Origin of the sequence: Alteraurantiacibacter palmitatis, from assembly GCF_037154115.1 — a bacterium.
Lineage (GTDB): Bacteria > Pseudomonadota > Alphaproteobacteria > Sphingomonadales > Sphingomonadaceae > Alteraurantiacibacter > Alteraurantiacibacter palmitatis.
Genome location: NZ_JBANRO010000004.1, coordinates 14,470 through 33,803, shown reverse-complemented (window position 1 = coordinate 33,803; position 19,334 = coordinate 14,470). Strand labels below are relative to the sequence as shown.

Here is a 19,334-nt window from a genome sequence, read left to right as displayed (position 1 = left end):
TCAGCTTTCGGTGAAGCCAAGATTCACGAAATCGGCAGGGAGCGGGGCGTGGGCCGCCACCGGTGTCTTGCCTTCGCGCGGCATTTCAATGCGGCTGGCGTGCAGCATGGTGCGGGCAAAGCCTGCCGACGTGCCATAGACCGGATCGCCCAGCAGGGGGATGCCAATGCCGCTGGCGGCGTGCACGCGGATCTGGTGCGTGCGGCCCGTTTCAGGGCGAAACTCCACCAAAGCGCGCCCGCCTTCCTCGGCCAGCACGCGCCAATGGGTGATGCTGGGTTTGCCCTTTTTCGCCGGGATCATCCGCCAGCCTTTCTCGGCGCTGCTGATCTTGGCGAGCGCCAGTTCGACCACGCCTTCCTTCGCCTCGGGCACGCCCGCCAGAATACCCAGATAGGTCTTGCCAACCTGCCGATCCTCGAACGCCTGGTTGAAGCGTTTCAGCGCCTTGGGATTGCGCGCCAGCAGCAGGCAGCCCGATGTATCGGTATCGAGCCGGTGGGCCGGTTGCGGCTGGCGCTGAAAGCCCAGCCGCAATTCATCCAGCCGCGCCTCCAGCGAGAGGCCGCCCTTGCGCGGCCGGTCGATCGGCAGGCCGCCCGGCTTGTCGATCACCAGCGCTTCCCCGTCTTCATACAGGATGGTGAATTCGCTCATGCCAAGGCTGCTCCGATGCGCCTGATCGCCTCGGCCAGCACATCTTCGGATGTGGCAAAGGAAATGCGGAAACCGTTCTTGCCGCCAAAGGAGGAGGCGGAAACCACCGCTACGCCCGCCTCCAGCAGATGCAGCGCCAGCTTGTTGTCGTCTCCATCGAACCGGCCCATCAAGGGGGCGGCATCGATGAAGCAGTAGAACGCGCCATCGGGCACCGGGGTCGAAAGGCCGGGAATCGCGTTGATCCCCGCCACCACCAAATCGCGGCGGCGGCGGAAAATCTCGCGCCATTGGATGAGAAAATCCTGCGGGCCTTCGAGTGCCGCCACGGCGGCCGCCTGGCTGACGGCGGCGGGATTGCCGGTGGAATTGCTTTGCAGCCGCCCCATCGCCTCGATCAGCCATTGGGGGCCAGTGGCAAGGCCGATGCGGAAACCGGTCATTGCGTGGCTTTTCGACACGCCCGACACGGTGCAGATGCGTTCCGCCAGATCGGGGGCCAGATTGGCCAGCGTGGCGTGGGGGCCATCGGTGTAGTTGAGCGGCGCGTAGATATCGTCGGACAGCACCATGACCTGCGGGTGGCGGCGCAGCACCTCGGCCAGGCCCCGCAGCATTTCGGCGGGATAGACCGCGCCCGTGGGATTGCCCGGCGAATTGAGCATCAGCCAGTTCGTGCGCGGCGTGATCAGCGCCTCGACATCGCCCGGATCGAAACGGAAATTGCGGTGCGCATGGGTAATCAGCGGCACCACGCGCCCGCCGGCAAAGCGCACCATCTGCGGATAGGATACCCACCACGGCGCGGGCACGATCACCTCGTCCCCTTCGCTTACCGTCGCGGCGATGGCCTGAAAGATCGCCTGCTTGCCCCCTGCGGTCACGATCACGCGCGACGGATCGGTGGCAATGCCCAGATCGCGCGCGAAATGCAGCACGGCGGCCTTTTTCAGCGCCATGGTGCCGGTGACAGGGGTATATTTGGTGGCGCCTGCATCCAGCGCCGCCTTGGCCGCGTCGATCACATGGGCAGGCGTGGCAAAGTCAGGCTCCCCCACCGAGAGCGAGATGATGTCGCGCCCTTCTTCACGCAGCTGAATCGCGCGGTCGGTCATCGCGGTGGTGGGCGATGCCTCGATCCGCTGGAGCATCTGGCTGAGATGTGCGGTCATAGCAGGCGTGCTTTCATCAATCCGCGCACCGAATTGCCAAGGAAGAAGCCGCCCGCCAGATCCTCCAGCCGCAATTCGGCCTCTTGCGCACGGCCTTGCGCGATCAGGTGGCGGCGCAGCACGCCGGGCAACAGGCCCAGCGCCAGCGGCGGGGTGAGCAGCTTGCCGTCGCGCTCGACAAAGAGGCTGGCATAGCTGGCTTCGGTCAGCAGCCCGTCATCGCGGAGGAACAGCACTTCGTTCGCGCCCGTGTCTTGCGCGGCGCGGCGCGCATCGTCGTAAAAGGCGCGGTCGGTCGTCTTGTGCCGCAGCCGCCAGTCGCCGGAAACAACGGGCAGCGGCATGACCGCGCAGGCCAGTTCTTCGGGCGGGGCACCGGCAGACAGCGGCACGGCCTCCAGCGTCACCTCGCCATTGCGGGCCAGCAGCAGGCGCAGCTTGGCCGGTGCATCAAGTTCAAAGCACAGCGCCTGAATGCGGTTGCGCGTTTCGTGCCGGTCGAAGGCAAAGCCCAGTTCCGCCGCGCTTGCCTTCATCCGTTCCAAATGCAGTTCCAGCAGGGGAATGCCTTCCTCCGGATCAAAACGCATCGATTCGATCAGATCCGCGCCAGAAGCCGGGCCGCGCAGAAAGCCGCCCTTGACCAGACATTCGCGCCATTCGGCCATGCCCACGCTGTCGGCCACGATCGCGCCGCCCACGCCCGCCTCGACCTTGTGCCGGTCATTCTCGCCGGGGGTCAATCGCACGGTGCGGATGGCGACATTGAAGGCGGCGTCCGCGCTGCCATCGGCGGCGGTGCCGATGCGGCCAATTGCGCCGCAATAGGGGCCGCGTGCATCGCGCTCCACCGCGTTGATCAGTTCCATCGCGCGGATTTTCGGCGCGCCGGTGATCGATCCGCAGGGAAACAGCGCAGCAATCATGTCGAGCGCGCCCATGCCATCGGCCAAAGTGGCGCGCACGGTGGAGACCATCTGGTGCACCGTGGGGTAGCTTTCGATGGCAAAGGGGCGTTCCACCCGCACGCTGCCCGGCACCGCCACGCGCGACAGATCGTTGCGCATCAGATCGACGATCATCAGGTTCTCGGCCCGGTCCTTCACCGATCCTTCCAGCTCGGCGGCAAAGGCGGCGTCCTCGGCGGCGTTCAAGCCGCGCGGGCGGGTGCCTTTCATCGGCTTGACCCGCGCCTCTTGCCCCTTCAGCGTGAAAAACAGTTCGGGGCTGAACGAGAGCAGCCAGTGCGACCCGTCAAACACCACGCCGCCATAGCCCGCCAGCGCGGTGGGGCGCACCGCGCGGTAGATTGCCAGCGGATGCCCGTTTGCCGCGCCCGCCAGCATCATGGTGTAATTGACCTGATAGATGTCGCCCGCCCTGATGGCTTCCTGCAGGCGTTCGAACCCGGCCAGATAGGCGCCGGTCGATATCTGCGGATTGAGCGGGCCGATACTGGCCGGATTGCTGCCGCCGCGCTCCTCCAGCCAGCCAGGCATATCGGCGGCGGGGATCGTGGTCACCTCGTCAAACAGGCCCAGCCACACCAGCGGGCCGGCCGCGCCGCTGCGCGCCTCGGCCAGCGGGGCAAGCCGTTCTTCCAGCGCCAGGCCCGCTTCATAGGCAAGATATCCCGCCAGCGTGCCGCCACTTGTCCGCCGCGCCGCATCCGCTTGGGCCAGAACGCGGGCCACATCGCCGGGCGCACGGGCAATGAACAGCGCGCGGGGGTTTTCGAAAAGCTGCGCGTCGCCTGCCCCTTGGGCGCGGGCATCATCGAGCAGGACGAAAGGCTTCTGGGCGGACATACAGGCTCGCTCTAATCACAAATTGCGCCTTGTCCATTGCCTGATCCATTGTCTTTAGGGGCAGGCGCTTGACCGCGCAGGCTTTGGTGCGCCAAGCTTCTGCCTGAGTTTCCAGTCAGACAGGGACGCAGCATGGGCGAGATTTTCATCGGCAAGGATGCCACCGGCGGTTCGCAAGCGCTGGTTCTGGCCCGCGCCAACCGGCACGGCCTGATCGCGGGCGCCACGGGCACGGGCAAGACGGTGACCCTGCAGGGCATTGCCGAAAGCTTTTCTGCCGCAGGCGTCCCGGTGTTCGTGGCCGATGTGAAAGGCGATCTGTCGGGCATCGCCATGGCCGGATCGCCCACCTTCAAGAACGCCGCCAAGCTGGAAGAGCGCGCGGCGGAACTGGGGATGACCGATTATGCCTATTCCGACAATCCGGTGATATTCTGGGATCTGTATGGCCAGCAGGGGCACCCCATCCGCACCACCGTATCGGAAATGGGGCCGCTGCTGCTCGCCCGGCTGCTCGATCTCAACGAGACGCAGGAAGGCGTGCTCAACATCGTGTTCCGCTTTGCGGATGAGCAGGGGATGCTGCTGCTCGATCTGGAAGATCTGCAATCCATGCTGGTCTACACGGCGGAAAACGCCGCCACGCTCACCGCGAAATACGGCAATTTGACCAAGGCGACCATCGGCACGATCCAGCGGCAGTTGCTGGCCCTCGATTCGCAGGGCGGCGGGCAGTTCTTTGGCGAACCGGCGCTGGAAATCGACGATTTCCTGAAAGTGGACGAACAGGGGCGCGGCTATATCAACGTGCTTGCCGCCGACCAGCTGATGCGCAGCCCCAAGCTTTACGCCACCTTCCTGCTGTGGCTGCTCGCTGAACTGTTCGAAAGCCTGCCCGAAGTGGGCGATCCCGAAAAGCCCAAGCTAGTGTTCTTCTTTGACGAGGCGCATCTGCTGTTCGACGATGCGCCCAAGGCGCTTCAGGACACGATCGAACGCGTGGTGCGCCTGATCCGCTCGAAAGGCGTGGGCGTCTATTTCGTCACGCAGAACCCCATCGACATTCCGGAAGCAGTTGCGGGTCAATTGGGCAACCGGGTGCAGCACGCACTGCGCGCCTTCACCCCGCGCGACCAGAAGGCGATCAAGGCCGCCGCGCAGACCTTCCGCATCAATCCCGACCTCAATGTCGAGCAGGCGATTACCGAACTGAAAACGGGTGAAGCGCTGGTCTCCACCCTGATGGAGGATGGTGCGCCCTCGGTCGTGCAGCGCACCAAGGTAAAGCCGCCGCGCAGCCGTCTAGGCCCGGTGACCGAGAAGGAACGCGCCATCATCCGCTCGATCAGCCCGGTGGACGGGAAATACGACACCGCCGTCAACCGCGAAAGCGCCGCCGAAGTGCTGGCGATGAAGGCTGCCGATGCCGCCGCCACCGCTGCCGAAGTGGCGCAAAAGGGCGAAGCCGAAGTGAGCAAGCGCTCGCGCAAGCATACCTCGTTGTGGGAAAAGGCGGGCAAGGCGGCGCTGGGGGCAGCCGCCGGCTCTGCCGCCTCGGTTGCTGCCGCCGCCATCACCGGCAAATCCAGCCGCGCCAATCCGATGCGCACCGCCGCCACCAGCGCGGCGGGCAGCATCGCCACCGAACTGGGCGGTTCCATCGCCGGGCGTTTCGTGCGCAATCTGATTGGCGGATTGATGCGGTAAGACACGGGGTCTAGGGCAGCACACAGCGCCGGACAAGGCGCGGACACAAGGGAGAGAGTGGATGCGGCGTTTGGGGCTGGGATTGGCTGCGGCAGCGATGGCTATGGCCGCGCCCGCGCTGGCGCAGGATGGCGCTGGAATGTGGGTCGGCAGCTGGACCGCCAGCCCGCACGCGCCGCTTTCCACCGAAGGGCCGTTTGCCGCCGCCAGTTTCGAGAATGTCACGATTTCGCAGGTGCTACGCCTGTCCGAAGGGGGCACGCATCTGCGCGTGCGCTTCACCAACCGCTATGGCTCCGGCCCGCTGGCCATCGGCGCCGCGCGCTTGTTCCAGATTGACGAGGCGGGCGCGGAAGTGCCCGGCACCAGCCGCACACTGACCTTTGGCGGCGCGCCAAGCGCGGTAATCCCGCGCGGCAGCCCCTTTGCCAGCGATGCCGTGGCGCTGAACCTGCCCGATCTTTCCCGCATCAAGGTGGAGTTTTACCTGCCCCAAGCCACCGGCCCGTGCACCTGCCACCTGACCGGGCAGGACACGCTGGCCGTGTCCGCCCCCGGCAACCATGTGGGGCAGGCATGGGAAGCGGCCTCCACCGCGGGCTACCGCGCTTTCCTGCACACGGTGGAAGTGTTCAGCCCCGATGCGCGCGGCACGATTGTCACCTATGGCGATTCGATCACCGACGGGGTCGGCTCAACGCCGGGTGCGAACCGCCGCTGGCCCGATATCCTCGCCAACCGGCTGGAGGAAGCGGGGCTGGAATATGCGGTGGCCAATGCAGGGATATCGGGCAACCGCGTCCTGTCCCCCGGCATGGGCGAAAGCGCGCTGGCCCGCTTTGACGAGGATGTGCTGGCCCTGCCCAATGTGACGCATCTCATCATTTTTGTGGGTGTGAACGATATCGGCAACCGTTACGGCCCCCAGCGCGGCGGGCCGGGGGGGTTCACCTTGGACCAGCCGCAGATTGATGCGGCGCAGATGATCGCGGGATACCGCCAGTTGATCCACCGTGCTCGCGAAAAGGGCATCACCGTGATCGGCAGCCCTATCGGCCCCTATAAGGGCGCAGGATACTGGAGCGAGGAAGGCGAGGCCGCGCGCCAAACGATCAACGACTGGATCGTCAAGGGCGGCGAATTCGACGCGGTGACGCGGCTAGATCTGGCCTTTGCCGATCCGGCAGACCCCGCCGTGATGCGCGAGGGATACCACATGGGCGATTTCCTGCACGGCTCCGATGCCGGTTTGCAGGCGGTGGGCGAAAGCATTGATCTGGGGCTGTTTGCCGATCGCTAACCCTGGGTCAGGAACGGCGCGGCCACTTCCTGCGGCACGCGCAGCAGGCGGCCGGTAGCGCGGTCGATCATTGCCCAGGTGGTGCGCGCGCGCACCAGCAGCTTTCCGCCCGCATCGGTGAAGGTCATGTGCCGGTCAAACCGCGCCCCCGATGGCCCTTCGCGGATTTCGGTCAGCGCGTGGACAATATCGCCCAGCCGCACATTGCCGCGGTAATCGATCTCGTGCCGGGTGACGACCCAGGCATAGGCGGCAATATGGGCCGAATCGCCGTCGCGCTGCCAATGCGCGGTTGCCACCTCCTCCATCCAGTTCACCCACACGCCGTTGTTCACATGGCCGAGCTCGTCAATGTGCTCAGGCTTGGCGGTGAAGGTCATGGAGAAGGTGTTGCTCAATTGCTCGATATCATCAAGCGACAGCCCCATTGCTGTTCCGAGTAGCGAACCATGAATGTGTCTGAGACTTCAAACCATCCACTTCCTGCGTTTCCAGAGCCGTGATTCTTTCCCATGCATTGACATTCACACTCATGACCCTGCGCATTTACGCAATTCGGCGCACAAACTTCCCGTTCGTTATAGGGCTGAATAATCCAGAGGGCCCCAAACTCATCGACCAACAATCTCACAAGTCTATTAAACCACGCAGCGGGCACTTCAAAACAGCTTTTTTCTTCAATCCAATACGGGCAGTTTCGACCAACCTTGATGAGGGTTACATTCTCTAAACTTTTTTCAATTCGAACCCAGATCTTTCCTTTTTTGCGACGAAATATCGCCGGATAAGGGGAGCCGTACCAGACCTCAGAAAGGGGCTTTAAGTGCTTTGCCATTCGCGATGCATAGCACAAAACACGAACGAATCATATACGCCTCACTCCGTCACACCCAATTGCCACAGGACAAAGGCGTATTCCTCGGCATCCTCGCGCAAGCTTTCGAACCGGCCCGACCGCCCGCCATGCCCTGCGCCCATATTGGTTTTAAGCAGCAGCACATTGTCATCGGTCTTGGTCACGCGCAGCTTGGCAACCCATTTGGCCGGTTCCCAATAGGTCACGCGCGGATCGTTGAGGCCCGCTGTCACCAGCAGCGGCGGGTAATCCTGTGCCACCACCTGATCGTAAGGCGAATAGCTGAGGATGTGGGTGAAGGCGGCCTTGCTTTCGATCGGGTTGCCCCATTCGGGCCATTCGCCCGGCGTCAGCGGCAGCGTCTCGTCCAGCATGGTGGAGAGCACATCGACAAAGGGCACATGGGCCACCACCGCGCCGAACAGATCGGGCGCCTGGTTGATCACCGCGCCCATCAATTCGCCCCCGGCGCTGCCGCCGCTGGCGCTGATGCGGCCGGCCGACGTGTGGCCGCTGGCAATCAGCCCGCGCGCCACATCGACGAAATCGTTGAAGGTATTGGTGCGTTCCTCCATCTTGCCAGCCAAATACCAGCGCCGCCCCAGATCATCCCCGCCGCGAATATGCGCGATGGCATAGGCCATGCCGCGATCGACCATGCTGAACCGGTTGGTCGAAAAGCCCGGCGGCACGGCATAGCCATAGGCGCCATAGGCATAGATATGCATCGGGCCACCCGCCGGACGGTCGCGCCGCGACAGCACCGAAACCGGCACCAGCGTGCCATCGCGCGCCGGAATCTCCAGCCGTTCCACCCGGTAGAGCGCCGGATCATAGCCCGAGGGGATTTCCTGCACTTTCAGCACTTCCAGCCGCCGGTCGGCCACGTGGTAATCATAGACCGTGCCGGGCGTGACCATCGACTGGTAGCCCAACCGCAGCCGGTCCACCGCCCATTCGGGATTGTCGGTGAGGCCCGCCGAATAGCTTGCCTCGGGAAAGGTGATCTCCTCCACCCGCGCAGGATCGCCGTAATAGCGGACCTGCACCTGATCGAGGCCAGCGCGTCGCCCTTCGGTGACGTAGAAATCGCGGAACAGCTCCATCCCCGTCAGGTAGAAGGCGTCCGTCCCTTCGATCAGCGTGGTCCATTCGCCCGGATTGGCGAGCGAGGCGGTCGAAACGCTGAAATTCACATGATCAGCATTGTGCAGGATATAGAGCGTGTCGTCCTTGATGTCGGCGGCATATTCCACCCCGGTCTGGCGCGGGCGGATCATGATCGGCGTGGCGAAAGGATCGGCGGCGGGCAGCAGCATGACCTCGCTCGTCTCGTTATCGCCGGTGGCAAGGATCAGCCATTCCTCGTTACCCGACAGCGTGGCCGATACGGTGAAGCCCAACTGCGCCTCGCGGTAAATCTCCACATCCTCGGCGGCATCGGTGCCGATGCGGTGGACGCGCACATTGTCCACGCGCCAGTTCTCGTTCGCCACGCCGTAAACCAGCACACTGTCATCCGCCGCCCAGATGAGCGAGGTGTTGGTGTCCGCGATCACATCGGGAAGGTCCGCGCCCGTTTCCAGATCGCGGATGCGCACGGTGTAGCGTTCCGACCCGTCGGTATCCACCGCATAGGCCATGTAGCGGCCGTTCTTGCTGATCGAGATATCGTTGATCGACAGATAGTCATGCCCCTCGGCCAGCAGATTGGCATCGAGGTAAAGCTGCGCCTCGCCGCCAGCAGCCGGGCGGCGGTAATATTTGCGGTATTCGCGCCCCGCTTCATATTCGGACCAGTAGAGCCAGTCGCCATCCTTCTGCGGCACGGTGGCATCGTCTTCCTTGATACGGCCGCGCATCTCGGCAAACAGCGTGTCGACCAGCCCCTGATGCGGGGCCATATTTGCCTCGAACCAGGCGTTTTCGGCGTTGAGATAAGCCAGCACATCGGGATCGTCGATCACCGGATAGGACGGGTCGCGCAGCCAGTGCCAGGGGTCGGAAATGGTGATGCCGTGGCGCGAATAGCTGTATTCGCGCTGCTCGGCCAAAGGCGGCGAAGTGGGGACGGCAGCGGGGGCAGTGTCGGTCACGCGGGCTCCGTTATCGGGTGATTGGGCGATTGCCTGTTGGGACAGCGGCGGTAGCGCCAGCAAGGCAGCGGCAACAAGGGCAATGTTCTTCATGCGTGGAAGGCGTTCCTTGGCAGATGGGCCGCACACAGACTAGACTGGCCTCATTCGCCGGGTGTGTTACACAATCCGGTTTCAGATAAAACCGAAAAGCGATGTGCCCGATGCTGATGCAGACTCATGAAAACCGCCTTGCCGCCCTGCGCGAGGAGCTTGGCCGGAAAGGGCTGGATGGTTTTGTGGTGCCGATCAGTGACGAGCACCTGTCCGAATATGTCGGCGCCTATGCCCAGCGGCTGCACTGGCTGACGGGCTTTGGCGGATCGGCCGGAACGGTGGCGGTGCTGAAGGACAGGGCCGCGATCTTCGTCGATGGCCGTTACACGCTGCAAGTGCGCGATCAGGTCGATGGTCGGTTGTTCGAATACAAATCGGTGCCCGGCGATTCGCTGGCCGCTTGGCTGGCGGACAATGCGCCCGCCGGAGCCAGAATTGGCTTCGATCCGTGGCTGCACACGCGCGGCTGGGCCGATGCGGCGGCAGCGCGGCTGGAGAAGGCGGGGGCCGTGCTGGTGCCGGTGGAGGGAAATCCGGTGGACGCCGTGTGGGCGGATCGCCCCGCGCCATCATCGGCGCCCGCTTTCCTGCTGGATGACGCGCTGGCCGGGCGCAGCAGCGCGGACAAGCGCGCTGCGATTGCTGATTGGCTGCGCGCCGAAGGCTGCGACGCAGTGGTGATCGCCGCGCTCGATTCGGTCGCCTGGGTGCTCAATGTGCGCGGCGCCGATGTGGAGCGCACGCCGGTCGTGCTGTCGTTCCTGATCGTTCACGCCGATGCCAGTGCCGACTGGTTCGTGGCGCCGGGCAAGGTGCCTGCCGAGGTTGCGCGGGCGCTGGGCACCGATGTGCGGGTGCAGGACCGGGCGGAGTTCACCGCGGCGCTTGCCGCGCTTTCGGGCAAGCGGGTGGCCGCCGATCCGGCGCGCAGCGTGGCCGCGATCTTTGCCGCGCTGGAGAAGGCCGGCGCCGCGATTGCCCCGCTGACAGATCCCGCCGTGCTGCCCAAATCGGTGAAAACCCCTGCCGAGCAGGAGGGCGCCCGCGCCGCGCATTTGCGCGACGGGGTGGCGGTGTCGCGCTTCCTCCATTGGCTCGATGTCAACGCCCCCACCGCCACGGTGGACGAGATTTCGGCCGCCAATCAGCTCGAATCCTTCCGCCGGGCGAGCGGCAAGCTGGTTGACCTGTCCTTCGACACGATCAGCGGCTCCGGCCCGAACGGGGCGATCGTGCATTACCGGGTGAGCGAAGAGACCAACCGCCCGCTTGAGCCCGGCAGCGTCTATCTTGTGGACAGCGGCGGGCAATATCCCGATGGCACCACCGACATTACCCGCACCGTCTGGATCGGGCCGGGGGAACCTGATGCGGAAGTCAAAGACCGCTTCACCCGCGTGCTGAAGGGTCACATTGCGCTGGCGGTGCAGACCTTCCCCGCAGGCACAACCGGATCGCAGCTTGATGTGCTGGCGCGCGCGCATCTGTGGGCGGCGGGCATCGATTACGCACATGGCACCGGGCACGGCGTGGGCAGTTTCCTGTCGGTGCACGAAGGGCCGCAACGCATCGCCAAGCCGAGAGGCGGGCAGGCGGGGACAGAGCAGGAATTGCTGGCGGGCATGATCCTTTCCAACGAGCCGGGCTATTACAAGACCGGCGCCTATGGCATCCGGATCGAGAATCTCGTGCTGGTCTGTCCGCGGGCCATTCCGGGTGCAGAAGGCGATTGGCTGGGCTTTGAAACGCTTACCCTTGCGCCGATCGACCGGCGGCTGGTGGATGTGGCTTTGCTCACCCCGGACGATATCGCCTGGTGGAACGCCTACCATGCCGAAGTGCTGGCACGGATCGGCCCCCAGCTTTCGGGCGTCGAACGGGCCTGGCTTGAGGTGGCCTGTCAGCCGATCTAGGTGCGGCGCAAGCTTTGCGACAAATTGCGACATTATCGCGGCTGCACGGCATAGACCTGCGACAAGCGGCAGGTAGAAATGCGGCCAAGGACAGCGGGGCCGCGCCATCACCCCACCCCCCCATTTCCGGATTGCGCGGCCCCGTTGTTCTGCCATCTGGCACGGATCCCGCCCGCTCTTCCCGTCAAAGGAGCGATGGGCTATCCCGTGCTACCGAGGGGGATGTCCGGACAAGGTATGAGTGAAGGCGACATCAGGCTGCTGCTGGTCGACGACGAGGCATCCCTGCGCGAACCGCTGGCCGAATATCTGACGCGCCAGGGCTTTGCGGTGACGCAGGCGTCCGATGCCGCGCGCGCGCGCGCGATCCTGCAGGAAAAGAAGCCCGATCTGGTACTGCTCGACATCATGATGCCGGGAGAGGACGGCCTGTCTTTGTGCCGCCATCTGATCGAGGGGCGGCAATTGCCCGTGATCTTCCTGACCGCGCGGGGCGAGGCGACCGACCGGATCGTGGGCCTCGAAATCGGCGCGGATGATTATGTGGTCAAGCCGTTCGAGCCGCGCGAACTGGTGGCGCGCATCCGTTCGGTGCTGCGCCGCGCGGGCCGTGCCACGGCGCCCATGGAAGCGGACGCGCTGTACGAATTCGAAGGCTGGGTGCTCGATCCACTCAAGCGGCGGTTGACCGATCCGGAAGGCACGGTGGTGCCCATTTCGTCGGCCGAATTCCGCCTGCTGATCGCCTTTCTCGACCATCCGCGCCAGGTGCTTGACCGTGATCGGCTGCTCGACATGGTGCAGGGGCGCGAGGCGCATCTGTTCGACCGGGCGGTGGACAACCAGGTGAGCCGCCTGCGCCGCAAGATGGAGGAGGACAGCCGCGATCCGCGCCTGATCCAGACCGTGTGGGGCGGGGGCTATCGCCTCGCCGCCGATGTGCGCCGTGTGCAGCAACCGGGCGAGGGCAGCCGGGCCTGATGCGCGCCCTGTTCCGCAAGCTGGCGCCCAAGAGCCTGCTGGGCCAGATGCTTCTGGCCGTGGCGGTCGCACTGATGGTGGCACAGACGATCTCGGCGGTGCTGCAATACCGCGCATCCGAACAGCGGCGCGAAGGCATTGCGCTCAACGCGCTTGCCTTCCAGCTTGTCACCGAACCCCGGTTCGATTTCCGTCAGCCCGACCGGCGCGGCGCAGCTGCCATGGGCCGCTGGCAGCGGCTGCGGGTGCAGAAGACCGAGGAGAGCCCGCTGCTGCCCGGCGAAGTCCGCGACAGCCAGCGCGAAGCGGCCTTGCAGGCTATTCTGGCCGATCAGGGTGTGCAGCCGGTGGATCTGATCGTGCTGACGCGCGACACAGTGAACGATCCTTTCGTGATGGCGCAATTGCGCGAACAGGAACGGACCGAATGGGCGCAAGGGCGCCTGCTGGTGGCGGCGATGCGGCGCGACAGCAGTCCCGAATGGACCGTGGCACGCTGGGCCGTGGGCGGGGCGGATCCGGGCCAGCTGGGCGCGCTGATTGCGCAGACGCTGCTGCTTTATGTCATTCTGGTTGGTGGTCTTGCCATTCTGCTGCGGCGCATCACCCGCCCGCTGGCTGCCCTTGCCGACCGGGTCGAACGCTTTGCCGAAACACGCCAGATTGCGGGCCAGCTCGAACCGTCGGGGCCGGAGGATACCCGCCGCCTGATCACCGCGCACAACGCGATGGAAGCGCGCATTGTCGCGCTGATCGACGAAAAGGACGTGATGCTGGGCGCGATCGGCCACGATCTGAAAACCCCGCTGGCGGCGCTGCGCGTGCGCATCGAAAGCGTGGAGGACGAAACCGAGCGTGCGCGCATGGCGCACACGATCGAGGATATCACCCGCTCGCTCGACGATATTCTCTCGCTTGCCCGCGTGGGCCGGCCCAGCGATCCGCTGGAACGCACCGATCTGGCCGCGCTGGTCGCCTCGGTCGTGGAGGAATACGAAGATATGGGCGACGCGGTGGAATTGGGCGAAACCACGCGCCTGCCGATGAAGCTGCGCGCCACATGGCTGCGCCGCGCGCTGCGCAATCTGATCGGCAATGCGCTGCGTTATGGGGCTACGCCGCATATCTCGCTGGGGCGCGAGGGGGGCGAGGCGGTGATCCGCATTGCCGATAACGGCCCCGGCATCCCCGAAGGCGAGATCGCCACGATGATGGAGCCGTTCAAGCGCGGCGAAGGATCGCGCAACCGCGAGACCGGCGGCGCGGGTCTGGGCCTGACGCTGGCGCGCGCGATTGCCGAACAGCATGGCGGGCATTTGTCGCTCACCAACCGGCACGACAAGGCGGGAAAGGTCATCGGCCTGACCGCCGAGATCCGCCTGCCGCTGGGCGCCTGAGGGGCGCCCAACCCCTCCTCTGGCCGGTTGCCGCTGGTGCGGGCGGCTGATACCGAAGGGCTGCACTCAGGTGGGGAGAACGAGGATGCGGTATTTGGTGCGCGGCGCCGCGGTGCTGGCGTGTTCGGTTTCGGCTTTCGGGCTGGGTTCGGCGCTTCCTGCGCAGGAGACGCAAACCGTGTCGGCCGAAAGGTGCGGCATTGCCATGTTGCAGATGGGCGATGGCTATCTGGAAATTTCCGCCGCAACGCTGATCCCTGCCCAGCCCGCCACAGCCACGCCGTTCGGCCCGCAGGCGGCCCTGCCCGCGCATTGCAAGGTCGAAGGCATGATCAACCGCCGCGTGGGGGTGGATGGCAAGGAATACGGCATCGGCTTTGAACTGGCGCTGCCGCTGACATGGAACGGGCGCTATCTGCTGATGGGCGGGGGCGGGCTGAACGGGTCGATCCGCCCGCCTTTCGGCCCCGTGGCGGCAGGAGAAAGCAACGCGCTCGCCATGGGCTTTGCCGTCGCCAGCCATGACAGCGGGCACAAGGGCGAAGTGTTCGACGCCAGTTTTCAGGCGGATCAGCGCGCCGCACTCGATTTTGCCGAAACCTCGGTGCGCACGGTCACGCTGGTCACCCGGACGATAGCTGCGACTTTTTACGGCGAGCAGCCGCACCATTCCTACATGTCAGGCTGCTCCACAGGCGGGCGCGAGGGGATGCTGGCCAGCCAGCGTTACCCCGAACTGTTCGACGGCATTGTGATCGGCGCTCCCGCCATGCGCCCCGGCCATTCCAACCTCGCCATCGAATGGGCGCAGGTGCTGCTCAACCGCACGCAAGGCACCGGCATCTCCACTCCGGCGGGCTTCTCCCCGGCGGAGCGGGCCGTGGTCGATGCGGGCCTTGCCCGCCAGTGCGACGGGGCGGATGGCCGGGTGGACGGCATGATCTTCAATGTCGAGGCGTGCCGCAATTTCGACGCGCGCGCGCTGGCCTGCGCGCCGGGGCAGGTGAGTGATGGCAGCGCGGGTTGCTTGGCACCTGCAAAGGCAGAGGCGCTGGCGCAGATCTTTGCGGGCCCGCGCGAGGCGAGCGGGCGGCCGCTTTACGTGCCGATCCCGTGGGATACCGGCGTGACCTATTCCGGGCCGGGCCTGCCCGGATATATCCCCTCGGGCGCGCCCGGCCCCTTCGGCCCGGCGAATGCGGGGCGCGAGATCGACCTCGATGCGCGGCTGGCGGCGGTGGAATGGGATGCGGTGGGGCGGCTGACCGACACCGCCTATTGGACGAACCTCTCCACCTTCCTGGGGCGCGGCGCGAAGGTGATGTTCTATCACGGCGTGTCCGATCCGTGGTTTTCGGCCTTTGACACATGGGATTATTTCCAGCGTGCGCGGGAAACAAATGGCGCGGCGGCGTGGGATGATGCGGCACGGTTCTATATGGTGCCGGGAATGCTGCATTGTTCGGGCGGCAATGCGTTTGACCGGTTCGATCTGCTCAGCCCGTTGGTTGAGTGGGTGGAACAAGGCCGCGCACCCGCCAGCATCACGGCACGGCGCAGCGACGGGGCAGGGGGGGAGCGGCCGCTGTGCCCGCATCCGGCCTATCCGCATTATACCGGCGGCGACCCGGCGGCGGCCGCGAGTTATTCCTGCCGCCTGCCCTAAAGCGGATTGCCATCCCGGTCGCGATAGATTTCGCGGCGGCCGACATGGTTGGCGGGGCCGACAATGCCGTCCTCCTCCATCCGTTCGATCAGCTTGGCGGCGGTGTTGTAGCCCACGCCCAATTGGCGTTGCAGCCACGATCCGCTGGCCTTCTGGTTTTCCCACACGATCTGGCAGGCCTGCCGGTAACGCCGCTCGTCCGGATTGTCGCTGCCGGTAAATTCGTCCTCCAGCGCGCCGAACCCGCCGCCGCCATAGCCGTCATCCTCGACTTCCTCGGTCACGCTTTCGACGTAAGACGGCTGGCCCTGTTCGCGCCAGTGCTGCGCCACCTTCTCCACCTCTTCGTCCGAGACGAAGGGGCCGTGCACGCGTTTCAGCGCGCCAGTGGTGGGCTTGTAGAGCATATCGCCCCGGCCCAGCAGTTGTTCGGCCCCCTGTTCGCCCAGAATGGTGCGGCTGTCGATGCGGCTGGTGACATTGAAGGCGATGCGCGTGGGCAGGTTCGCCTTGATGACCCCGGTGATGACATCGACGCTGGGGCGCTGCGTCGCCATGATGAGGTGGATGCCCGCCGCGCGGCTCTTCTGTGCGAGGCGCTGGATCAGCCCTTCGATTTCCTTGCCCACCGTCACCATCAGATCGGCCAGCTCGTCCACGATCACCACGATCTGTGGCAGGACTTCGTAATCGAGCCGCTTTTCCTCGGTCAGCTCGTCCCCCGTCTCGGCATCGAACCCGGCCAGCACGGTGTGCCCCAGCGGCGTGCCCTTGGCCTGTGCGGCCTTCACCCGTTCGTTGAAGCCGCCAATATTGCGCGCGCCGATCTCGCTCATCATGCGGTAGCGCCGCTCCATTTCCGCCACCGCCCATTTCAGCGCGCGGATCGCCTTGTGCGGTTCGGTGACCACGGGGGCGAGAAGGTGCGGGATATCGTCGTAGCTTTTCAGTTCCAGCACCTTGGGATCGATCAGGATCATGCGGCAATCGGCCGGGCTGAAGCGGTAGAGCAGCGAGAGCAGGATGCAGTTGAGCCCCACCGACTTGCCCGAACCCGTGGTGCCCGCCACCAGCAGATGCGGCATGGCGGCAAGATCGGCCACAACCGGTTCCCCGGCAATGTCCTTTCCCAGGATGATCGGCAGGTTCCCCTTGGCTTCCACAAAGGCTTCGGAGGCGACCATTTCCTTGAAGCTGACGGTCTGCCGGTCGACATTGGGCAATTCGATGCCCATCACCGTCTTGCCCGGAATGCTGGCGACGCGCGCGCTGATCGCGCTCATATTGCGGGCGATGTCCTCGGCCAGGCCAATCACCCGGCTGGCCTTGATGCCGGGCGCGGGCTCCAGTTCGTACATCGTTACCACCGGGCCGGTGCGCACGGCGGTAATCTCGCCCTTCACATTGAAATCGTCGAGCACGTTTTCGAGCAGGCGGGCGTTGCGCTCCAGCGCCAGCTTGTCGAGCTTGGGCGCGGATTCGGCGGGCGGATCTTCCAGCAGGTCGAGGCTGGGCAGCGCAAATTGCGCGAACAGATCGGCCTGACTGGCCTTGGTCGGGCGGGCAGGCCGCGGCGGGGCGGAGGGATCGACGATTTCGGGAGCTTTGCGCGGCGGTTGGTCGATCGGCACGGCGCTGTCGGCCTTGCGCTCGGCGGCGGGCTTGCGCCGCACAGGCGACAGGGCGGCCTGCCCGTCATCCCCGCGGTCGCGGCGCAGCAGATGCGGCAGGGTCAGCAGGCCCGCCCAATCCACCGCAAACACCTTGCCCGCCAGAAACGCCCCGCCGAAAAGCGCGGCGATCCCGCCGCCCAGAATGGCCCAGAACTGCCCCGCTTCGGGCAGGCGGCCCGCCAGCGCGCGCAAGGCGCCTTCGCCCAGCAGGCCCGCCAGCCCGCCCGGCCCCGCAGGCTGCGACCAGCCCGCCGGATCGCTGACCAAAGCCAGCACGGTGGACAGCAGCACCATGGCGAGAAGCAGCACCCCCAAAGTCGCCCACCAGCGCCCTTCGGCCATGCGGCGCGGGGGCAGGCCTTCCTCCTCCGCATCTTTCGACAGGTCGGCGGCGCGCCACAGCCTGCGCGCCCAGGCGTAAAGCAGCGGCAGGAACAGCAGCGAGACAAGGCCGAACGACCACAGCGCCCGGTCCGCCGCCCACGCGCCGCTGCGCCCCATCCAGTTGGCAATGGTATCGCCGGCAGCAGTGGAGGGCGCGGGATCAGTCTGCGTGTAGCTGATCAGCGACAGCGCGAGGAACAGCATGGCCGTGAACAGCAGAAACGCGGCGCTGCGCTGGCAGATGCGCGCCAGCGAGCGGCGAAATGCCGCTTTCCAGTCGCCTGCCTGCTGGGCGTTGCGCACCCGCGTCGCCATGGTAACGAACCCCTCTTTCCCGCAAGGAACACATTGTGAATCCCCAGCGACTCCGCGTCAACCGCTAGAGCGCCGAGAGGCCATCTATCGCGGCCCAGTGTGGCCAATTCAGCCGCCGCGCGGTGCGCGCGTTCATCCCGCCCAGCGCGATTACCGGCATCGCGCCTGCTTTGCCCGCCAGCAAACGCCAGCGCAGCGGCCCCAGAAAACCTGCGCCCGGATGCGTGCGCGTGGCAAAGACAGGCGACAGCAGCACCGCGTCCGCACCCATGCGCCGCGCGGCAGCCATTTCGGCCAGCGAATGGACGGTGGCAAGGCGCAGCAGATCGTCGCGGCGCGGGCAGAGCGCGCGCGGCGCGCCATAGATTCCGTCTGCCCCCCATTCGCGGGCGGTCAGCGCGCTGTCGGCCAGAACAACCGTGTGCCCCCGCGCCCGCGCCAGCCGCGCCAGCCGCGCAAAACGCGCCAGCCGTTCCACCGGCGGCAGATGGTAATGGCGGTAGATGAACCCGCTGCCGCGCGGCAGGCGGGCGAGCGCCGCCTCCAGCACCGCATCATTGCGCGCATCGGACAGCAGCCACAATTGGGGGAAAGACTGGATCAGCGCCATCCCTGCGCTATAGCGCGGGCATGAATGAAAACGCATCCTCTCTTCTCGGCCAAGTGCAGGCCCGCATCGCCAAGGCCTGCGCCATTGCCCGCCGCGATCCGGCAGAAATCACCTTGATTGCGGTCAGCAAGACGCACGGGGCAGACGCGATCCGGCCCTTGCTCGACGCGGGCCAGCGCGTGTTCGGGGAAAACCGCGTGCAGGAAGCGGCTTCCAAATTCCCTGCGCTGAAGGAACAATTCCCCGACATATCGCTGCATCTTGTCGGCCAGCTGCAATCGAACAAGGCGGACGAAGCGGTGGCGCTGTTCGACGCGATACACTCGCTCGACCGGCCATCGCTGCTGACGGCTCTGGCCAAGGCAATGGACAAGGCGCGGCGCCGCGTCCCCTGTTTCGTGCAGGTCAATATTGGCGCGGAGGAGCAGAAGGGCGGCTGCGCCATTGCCGATCTGCCTGCCCTGCTCGAACAGGCGCGCGGCGCGGACATTCCGCTGGCCGGCCTGATGTGCGTGCCGCCTGCCGATATCGAGCCCGCGCCCTTCTTTGCCCTGCTCGACAAGCTGGCGCGCGACAACGGGCTGGCCGATGAACAACCCTGGGGCCGCAGCATGGGGATGAGCGGCGACTTTGAAACGGCGATAATGCTTGGCGCCACGCATATCCGCGTGGGCACCGCGCTGTTCGGTGGGCGGGGGTAGCA

At 65.6% G+C, this 19,334-nt stretch carries 14 protein-coding genes; 7 read left to right on the top strand and 7 right to left on the bottom strand.

Going from position 1 to position 19,334, the window contains the following annotated elements:
* From WFP44_RS05385 to pabB, 3 genes are read right to left on the bottom strand one after another with little or no spacing between them, the layout of a single operon-like run.
* Positions 1–657: an RluA family pseudouridine synthase gene (locus WFP44_RS05385; protein WP_336925383.1), complete on the bottom strand. Its 657-nt coding sequence runs from the start codon at positions 655–657 to the stop codon at positions 1–3.
* Positions 654–1,829, bottom strand: coding sequence for a pyridoxal phosphate-dependent aminotransferase (locus tag WFP44_RS05380; protein ID WP_336925381.1), 1,176 nt, complete (start codon positions 1,827–1,829; stop codon positions 654–656). Before WFP44_RS05380 ends, WFP44_RS05385 begins: the two co-directional genes overlap by 4 nt.
* On the bottom strand, positions 1,826–3,637 hold the full coding sequence (gene pabB / locus WFP44_RS05375) for an aminodeoxychorismate synthase component I (RefSeq protein WP_336925380.1): 1,812 nt from the start codon (positions 3,635–3,637) through the stop codon (positions 1,826–1,828). The genes WFP44_RS05380 and pabB overlap by 4 nt, the downstream gene beginning before the upstream one ends.
* A gap of 132 nt (positions 3,638–3,769) precedes the next feature.
* Here pabB and WFP44_RS05370 point away from each other — a divergent pair, with 132 nt between their 5' ends.
* Positions 3,770–5,344 carry a helicase HerA-like domain-containing protein gene (locus tag WFP44_RS05370; RefSeq protein ID WP_336925379.1) on the top strand — a complete coding sequence of 525 codons (1,575 nt, stop codon included), beginning with the start codon at positions 3,770–3,772 and terminating at the stop codon, positions 5,342–5,344.
* A 61-nt stretch (positions 5,345–5,405) separates the two neighbouring features.
* On the top strand, positions 5,406–6,644 hold the full coding sequence (locus tag WFP44_RS05365) for an SGNH/GDSL hydrolase family protein (protein WP_336925378.1): 1,239 nt from the start codon (positions 5,406–5,408) through the stop codon (positions 6,642–6,644).
* On the opposite strand, the gene WFP44_RS05360 is transcribed toward WFP44_RS05365, so the two are convergent.
* Together WFP44_RS05360 and WFP44_RS05355 are read right to left on the bottom strand one after the other, a co-directional pair.
* Positions 6,641–7,042 carry an acyl-CoA thioesterase gene (locus WFP44_RS05360; RefSeq protein WP_336925637.1) on the bottom strand — a complete coding sequence of 134 codons (402 nt, stop codon included), beginning with the start codon at positions 7,040–7,042 and terminating at the stop codon, positions 6,641–6,643. The genes WFP44_RS05365 and WFP44_RS05360 overlap by 4 nt on opposite strands.
* Before the next feature lie 478 nt (positions 7,043–7,520).
* On the bottom strand, positions 7,521–9,689 hold the full coding sequence (locus WFP44_RS05355) for a S9 family peptidase (RefSeq protein ID WP_336925377.1): 2,169 nt from the start codon (positions 9,687–9,689) through the stop codon (positions 7,521–7,523).
* Between the two features lie 116 nt (positions 9,690–9,805).
* On the opposite strand from WFP44_RS05355, the gene WFP44_RS05350 reads away from it, so the two are divergent.
* The 4 genes from WFP44_RS05350 to WFP44_RS05335 all read left to right on the top strand — a co-directional run bounded on the left by WFP44_RS05350 (position 9,806) and on the right by WFP44_RS05335 (position 15,649).
* Positions 9,806–11,605 carry an aminopeptidase P family protein gene (locus tag WFP44_RS05350; RefSeq protein WP_336925636.1) on the top strand — a complete coding sequence of 600 codons (1,800 nt, stop codon included), beginning with the start codon at positions 9,806–9,808 and terminating at the stop codon, positions 11,603–11,605.
* A 237-nt stretch (positions 11,606–11,842) separates the two neighbouring features.
* On the top strand, positions 11,843–12,586 hold the full coding sequence (locus tag WFP44_RS05345; RefSeq protein ID WP_336925376.1) for a response regulator: 744 nt from the start codon (positions 11,843–11,845) through the stop codon (positions 12,584–12,586).
* A complete protein-coding gene (locus WFP44_RS05340) occupies positions 12,586–13,983 on the top strand; it encodes a sensor histidine kinase (protein ID WP_336925375.1) in 1,398 nt (465 codons plus the stop codon). Before WFP44_RS05345 ends, WFP44_RS05340 begins: the two co-directional genes overlap by 1 nt.
* Positions 13,984–14,068: 85 nt before the next feature.
* Positions 14,069–15,649 (top strand): tannase/feruloyl esterase family alpha/beta hydrolase, encoded by a 1,581-nt coding sequence (locus WFP44_RS05335; protein ID WP_336925374.1) that lies wholly within the window; start codon positions 14,069–14,071, stop codon positions 15,647–15,649.
* Here the strand turns inward: WFP44_RS05335 and WFP44_RS05330 are convergent.
* Together WFP44_RS05330 and WFP44_RS05325 are read right to left on the bottom strand one after the other, a co-directional pair.
* Entirely contained in the window at positions 15,646–18,021 is a 2,376-nt protein-coding gene (locus WFP44_RS05330) for an FtsK/SpoIIIE family DNA translocase (protein WP_336925372.1), read from the bottom strand. The genes WFP44_RS05335 and WFP44_RS05330 overlap by 4 nt on opposite strands.
* 64 nt (positions 18,022–18,085) lie before the next feature.
* Positions 18,086–18,667, bottom strand: coding sequence for a thiamine phosphate synthase (locus WFP44_RS05325; RefSeq protein ID WP_336925370.1), 582 nt, complete (start codon positions 18,665–18,667; stop codon positions 18,086–18,088).
* On the opposite strand from WFP44_RS05325, the gene WFP44_RS05320 reads away from it, so the two are divergent.
* Entirely contained in the window at positions 18,652–19,332 is a 681-nt protein-coding gene (locus tag WFP44_RS05320) for a YggS family pyridoxal phosphate-dependent enzyme (protein ID WP_336925368.1), read from the top strand. The two genes, WFP44_RS05325 and WFP44_RS05320, sit on opposite strands and share 16 nt — an antisense overlap.
* Positions 19,333–19,334: the final 2 nt, after the last annotated feature.